This window comes from Streptomyces sp. NPDC001880 (assembly GCF_053594575.1).
This window is the reverse complement of record NZ_JBSFET010000211.1, coordinates 1-3775: the sequence shown is the minus strand read 5'-3', so window position 1 is coordinate 3775 and position 3775 is coordinate 1. Positions and strand designations below refer to the sequence as shown.

General features: G+C 70.0%; 4 protein-coding genes and 1 pseudogene. 4 read left to right on the top strand and 1 reads right to left on the bottom strand.

Features of this window, described 5'->3' with window-relative positions:
* Positions 1 to 417, top strand: a 417-nt coding sequence (locus ACWCQ6_RS36250; protein ID WP_451096639.1) for a DUF7691 family protein, incomplete at its 5' end; no start/stop codon positions are given.
* A gap of 132 nt (positions 418 to 549) precedes the next feature.
* On the opposite strand, the gene ACWCQ6_RS36245 is transcribed toward ACWCQ6_RS36250, so the two are convergent.
* Positions 550 to 822 carry a hypothetical protein gene (locus tag ACWCQ6_RS36245; RefSeq protein ID WP_451096637.1) on the bottom strand — a complete coding sequence of 91 codons (273 nt, stop codon included), beginning with the start codon at positions 820 to 822 and terminating at the stop codon, positions 550 to 552.
* Between the two features lie 59 nt (positions 823 to 881).
* Between ACWCQ6_RS36245 and ACWCQ6_RS36240 the strand changes: the two genes are divergently transcribed.
* The 3 genes and pseudogenes from ACWCQ6_RS36240 to ACWCQ6_RS36230 all read left to right on the top strand — a co-directional run.
* A complete protein-coding gene (locus tag ACWCQ6_RS36240; protein ID WP_451096635.1) occupies positions 882 to 1166 on the top strand; it encodes a helix-turn-helix domain-containing protein in 285 nt (94 codons plus the stop codon).
* On the top strand, positions 1163 to 2113 hold the full coding sequence (locus tag ACWCQ6_RS36235; protein WP_451096633.1) for a hypothetical protein: 951 nt from the start codon (positions 1163 to 1165) through the stop codon (positions 2111 to 2113). Before ACWCQ6_RS36240 ends, ACWCQ6_RS36235 begins: the two co-directional genes overlap by 4 nt.
* 236 nt (positions 2114 to 2349) lie before the next feature.
* Positions 2350 to 3690: pseudogene (locus ACWCQ6_RS36230) on the top strand (hypothetical protein); the annotation flags it as partial.
* Positions 3691 to 3775 lie beyond the last annotated feature (85 nt).

Below are 3775 nucleotides of genomic sequence, written 5' to 3'. Positions count from 1 at the left end.
TTCAGCGAGGACAAGGAACACGCCTTCCAGTATGGCTACGCCTACAAGCGGTTGTGCTCGCTGACCGGCTCGTTCCTGGACAACAACTGTTTTACGCCGCACCGGGGTGACTGGCTGTCGGTGGTCGACGAGGGCCTGAAGGCTCTGGGCGTCACTGCCGTTTCTGTCGAGGACTTCAGCTACAGCGACCTTCCCGATCCTCTGCCGTACACATACGTACCGGGCTGCGGCGAGTGGACGCCCGATCACATTGCGCAGGCGCTGGAGCAGTTCGAGGCCACCAAGCGGGCGGTCGACGAGTCGGGCCAGGCGCCGCCGCTGGAGCCTGAGGTCGTGGAGGCCGTCATGCAGTGTCTCGGCTGGATGCGGCACGCGGTGGGACGGCCGGGCTTTGGCATTATCGGCTTCCGGTCCTGAGACCGCCCCCGGTTCAAGCCCAAGGGCTGATCACCGCCGATTGCGGCCGGTGACAGAGTTCTTCCAGCACCCCAAGCAGGAAGGCGTCGGCAGCCCCTTCCCCGGACCGCGCCCAGGCGAGGGCCGCGTGCATCAGCTTGGTGTTGTCGGCGTCGACGAGATGGAGCGGCTGGCCGCGCTGGCCGGGAATCCGTCGTGACGACCGTCGAGCCGCGGGCGGGCACGCTGCTGGTCGCGGAGGTGGTGGGCCTGCTCAACGACGCCGAGAGCTACACGGTCGCCGACGTCGACGGACGGCTGGGCTGCCTGGAGCGCCGGGCGGCGCTGCTGCGGCAGCTCCAGCCCGGCCTCCACCACCCGCACTCTGCGGCGGGCGCTGGACGCCACCACCGAGGCCGCGCTCAAGCCCGCGAGGAGTGCCCGATGAAACGCCAGGTCAGCTACCAGTGGCGACTGTGCGAGAGATGGCCACGGCCGGAATGTTCACCACCAGCGAGCTCGCCCCGCCTCTCGCCGAGCGCGGCATCAACCTCTCCCTGTCCCAGGTCCACCGGCTCGTCACCGGCACCCCTGAGCGGCTGTCACTGCCGGTCCTGGCCGCGCTCTGCGACATCTTCGACTGCACCCCGGCCGACCTGATCGCCACCAGGGCAGAGAACGCCACCGTCCGCAGGGTCGCCACCGGCGATGTGGTCGTCGACCTGTCGGCGATCCGTCCCAAGCGCCCCCGCATCCGGCCGGAAGGATGAGCCGCACCCGCGTCCGCGCCGAGGACCTGTTCTGCACCCGCTGCGACCGTGCACTGCGGCTGGGGGCGAACCACTGGCCCGAGGGCTACATCTGCCAGAGCTGCATGACCAGAGCTCTGGGGGCGGAGCTCTTCGCGTCCTGGCACGTTCAGCGCCGTCTGAACTCCCTGGCCGACCGCGGCCCGCTCACCAGTAAGCAGGTTCAGCAGGCCCGCAACGAGATTCGTCTCGCGACCGCCTTTCTCGATCACCTCGCCGAGCGAGGGCGGACCCTCGCCGAGTGCACGCAGGCCGATGTCGATACTTGGTACGTGGGTGGCTACACCGCCCGGCGCCTGACCCACGCCTTTCTGCGATGGGCGATGCGGTCCAAACACATGCTCAAGGTCACCGTCCCGCATCGCTCCACGAGCAACCCCGCCCCGCTCGCTCAACACCAGCGACTCACCCTGTTGCGGCAGGCCGTCGACCAAGGCGACATTCCGCTCCAGGACCGTGTGGTCGCCGCGCTCGTCCTCCTTTACGCGCAACCGCTCACCCGGATCGCTCGGCTCACCACCGACGATATTCTTCACGAGGACGGCGAGGTTCCGGTCCGGCTCGGCGATCCTCCCTCGCCCGTCCCTGAACCGCTTGCCGGACTGCTGCTGACCTATCTCGACCAGCGACCGAACACCAGGACCGCCACCAATCCCAACGCCCGGTGGCTCTTTCCCGGCCGCAGGGCTGGACAGCCCATGACCCCGCACACGCTCGAACTCAGGCTTCGCCACGTGGGCTTCCCCACCCAGCGAGGACGCACGGCGGCCATCCGCCACCTCGTTCCCCAGGCCCCCGCACCCGTGATCGCCCGCATGCTCGGCTACCACGACGACACCACCGCCCAGCTCGCCGCCGAGGCAGGAGGAACCTGGCGCCACTATGCCCCCGGCGACCACACACGGTGACACCAGCGCCTCATGACCAGGGAATAGGCGTCAGTCGATTACGCGAGGTCGCCAGTTTCACACCCCTGGACGGCGAGCACCGCCGGTCAGCTGGAGCAGACCCTGTCCGGGCCCGGACGACTCCCTCCTTGGCACCCTTCATCGGCCCCTCGTTCCGCAGAGCGGCGGGGCGAGGCTGCGATGGATGTTCGAAAACCCAAGTGCGTCGGTTCATATGGGTCTGGGAACATGCCCGGATGGTCCACCGTTTCGAGCCCCTGGTCATCCGGCACGCCCACCGCCTTCCCTCCACCCCTGGTCCAAGCGGGCAAGGGGATGTCGTGGCACGGCAGTTCGACGCGGCGCTGACGTCCGTGGGATTCAAGCTCTCGGCAGACCTGTTGAAGCACCTGTCGGCGCTGTCCGAGGAGACGGTCGTCGATACTGCCGTACGGACGCTGGAGACCGTCCGGGCGATGGTCGGGGACCACGTTCAGCACAACGCCTACTTCATCGACTTCCCAGCCAATGTGCCGGACACATACGAGTTCTGGCACCAGTGCATCGCGCGGGCGCTCGCCGACGACATCTCCCGCGAGGGCACGCTCGACCAGCTCCGCAGCGGCGCGCTGGACCTGCTGACCCTGCCCTCGTACGGGACGTACCAGCACACGTACGCGGCGATGCTCGCCGTGCACGACGAGCTGATCGCCGCGGCGGGCGACCGCGTGACGGTTCTGCACCTGGGCGGTGCGCCGGACGACGAGGTCAGCGCGCTGTACCTGGCCCTGGCCGGGAGCACGACGCCGCTGGGCGACGAGGCCCTGCTCGACCTGGCGGCGCTTGCTGGCCACTGCGTGGACGGCCCGCAGCCCGAGGCGATTCCGGTGCGGGAGAACCGCGCCGTCGTCAACCGCGCCCGGCTCGAGACCGGGGCGGACCTCCTCGTCGACACCGTGACCGACGTGCTGCGTCTCGCGTGCGCGCTGTCGGACGGCGATGTGACGCTCACCGAGCCGACCCGGTTCCCGTCTCCCTCGCGCCGGGTCCGCCGCGCCCTGTTGGCGGGTCTCGACGCCGTCGTCGCGGCGTCCCCGGCCAAGCTGGCCGACGTAGCGGCGCACAGCGAGGCGTTCAAGCGGCTCGGCGAGCGCCTGCACGCGCACGAGTACCGGGCGCGCTGGCCGCACGCCGCCGAGGTGTTCGCCGTCGCCCGGGGCGAACGGGAGGCCCGGTCCCTCGACAGCCGGGTCGAGGAACTGCTCGGCGCGGGCGACGTCACCGGAGCCGTACGGCTGCTCACGGCCGCGCCGGGCAGGCTGTTCCGCGCGCTGGACCGGCTGCTTCGTGCCGGCGCCACCCAGGAGGAACGCGAGGCGGTGGTCGCGGCCGCCGAACAGGTGGCCCCGCAGGTGGCCGGCCGGGTCCTGCTGTCCGTGCGCGAGCACCTCCACAACCGCACCGCGCAGCACGAGGACGGCGGTGGACGCCGGGTGTTCGTCAACCGGCTCGGACGTGCCTGGGTCACCGACGACACCCGCGCCCCGATGCCCGCAGCCGAACGCGACCGCGTGCTCGCCGCCCTCCCCGCACATATGTGGTGATATGACTGATCTACCAGCCACCCGCCGCCGCGATGAACTCGCGCCGACCGAGGAGCTATCCGTGGACGACTACTCGCTG

Coding starts and splice junctions, on each gene's coding strand:
- ACWCQ6_RS36240 (WP_451096635.1), top strand. CDS start 882: ATGGCCACGGCCGGAATGTTCACCACCAGCGAGCTCGCCCCGCCTCTC.
- ACWCQ6_RS36235 (WP_451096633.1), top strand. CDS start 1,163: ATGAGCCGCACCCGCGTCCGCGCCGAGGACCTGTTCTGCACCCGCTGC.